The 2119-nt window shown below is 51.8% G+C and carries 1 protein-coding gene; it reads left to right on the top strand.

Annotated elements, in window-relative coordinates:
• Positions 1-140: 140 nt before the first annotated feature.
• Positions 141-2119: ABC-F family ATP-binding cassette domain-containing protein (locus U9P07_00790; GenBank protein MEA2107942.1), on the top strand; the 1979-nt coding region annotated here is incomplete at its 3' end.

Genomic DNA, 2119 nt, shown 5'->3' with positions numbered 1-2119 from the left:
ACATTCTGTTATGGCAGGATACCATAATGACTTTGCCTCTGTCCAGTTGGGTTTGACTGCTGGATAGTGGGTTTGAAGAAGATAATTCCTAGCTGAAAAAGGGCTTTGCTCATGCTTCAGTATGACGTGAATAGATTATTATGATCAGTATCAGTAACCTGTCCAAGTCCTATGGCAGCCAGTTGCTTTTTGCCGGGGTTAATCTCCGTTTTGATCCGGGGAAACGCTACGGGATTGTCGGCGGTAACGGTTCCGGCAAATCCACCTTTCTGCGCCTCTTGAGTGGTTTGGAAACCGCCGATCAGGGCGATATCTCCCTGCCCGGCAGGGTAGTTGTCGGCGCTGTCAATCAGGATCATTTTGCTTTTGAGACCATACCGATCCTGAAAGTGGTGTTGGCCGGCCGCCCCGATCTGGCCGCCGCCCTGACTGAAAAAGAAGAGTTGCTGCAGCAGAAAGAACCCTCAGCTGAGCGCCTGATTGAAGTGGAGGAAATTATTGCCCACCATGACGGTTACCAGGCCGAAAGCCGGATTGCCGCCATGCTTGAAGGCCTGGGGATCCCGGCTGAAAAACACTTTCAGCCAATGCAGGTTTTGTCCGGGGGCTATAAACTGCGGGTGCTGCTGGCCCAGTGTCTTTTCGGTGAACCTGATGTTCTCCTGCTGGATGAGCCTACCAACCATCTGGATATTCTTTCCATTCGCTGGCTGGAAGAATACCTGGCCGCATACCAGGGAGTGGTGTTGGTGGTTTCCCACGATCGGCGGTTCCTCAATACGATCAGTACGCACATTGTTGATATTGATTATGGAACCATGAAAATGTATGTGGGAAATTACGACCGTTTCCTGGAAGCCAAGGAGCAGGAGGATGTCATGCGGCACCAGGAAGCCGCCAAGGCGGAAAAGCGCATCGGCGAGCTGCAGCATTTTGTTACCCGGTTCAAGGGCAAGGCCACCAAGGCCCGCCAGGCCCAGAGCAAAGTCAAGCAGATTGAGCGGCTGGAAAAAAATCTTGAGGCGCCGGTCTACAGTTCCCGGGCCTGGCCGGTTATTTCCTTCAGCAGCCGGCGGCCATCGGGTAAGACAGTTTTGGAAGTCAATGGACTCAGCAAATCATTTGGTAGCTTATCGGTGCTTGACGGGGTTGATTTCACCGTTTATCGCCAGGATAAAATTGCCATTATCGGTCCAAACGGGGTGGGGAAATCAACCTTGTTGAAAATCCTGATGGGCGAACTGGAAGCGGATGCCGGTTCATATGAATGGGGTTATGAAACCTATCCGGAGTATTTTTCCCAGGATCATCATGAATCCATCCCGGCCAATACAACTCCCTACGAGTTCCTTTACAGCGTTGATCCCGGGGCATCCATCGGTACCATCAGGGGGTTGTTGGGCAATTTCCTTTTTTCCGGTGACGATGTGCATAAAAATACCGCCGCCCTTTCCGGCGGTGAAGCTGCCCGCCTGCTGTTGGCCAGGATGGTGCTGCAGAAGCCGAATGTGATGGTCCTTGATGAGCCCAGTAACCACCTGGATATGGAATCCATCGAATCTTTTACCCGGGCGCTGGAAAATTATGATGGCAGCGTCCTGTTGGTCAGCCATAATCGTTATCTGGTCGATCGGGTAGCCACCAGGGTGTTGGAGCTAAAACCCCAAAGCATGGAAATGTTTGATGGCAGTTATCGGGAATTCCTGGAAAAAATTGGGGTTGATCACCTGTCCTCCCGAGTTGACCTGGCCGGCGAAAAACCGGCGAAGGTAAAGTCGGTTCCAAGCTATCGTGAGGCTAAAGAGAAAAAGAAAGCCGCCGCGGCCAAACGTCAGGCCTACAGCCGGGCGGTTAAACCTTTGCAGTTGAAAAGCCGCCAACTGGAAGGGGAAATTTCCCAGCTTGAAGATGAAATTACCGCGATTAAAAATATTTTTGCCGACCCTGATTATTTTCAGCAGACAAAGGCGGAGGAAGTGTGGCGGCAGGAAAGAAAGAAACAGAAACTAGAGGCGCAGTTGGCCGGTTTTTATGAGGAGTGGGAGGCTGCCAACCTGGAGATTGAGACCCTGAAGGAAGAATTTGGGGAGGCGGAAGGCGAAAGGCGAAAGGCTAAAGG

The sequence above is a fragment of the Pseudomonadota bacterium genome (assembly GCA_034660915.1).
Taxonomy (GTDB): Bacteria; Desulfobacterota; Anaeroferrophillalia; order Anaeroferrophillales; family Anaeroferrophillaceae; genus DQWO01.
Note: the sequence above shows the minus strand (reverse complement) of the source record. Positions and strands in the feature narration are given on the sequence as shown.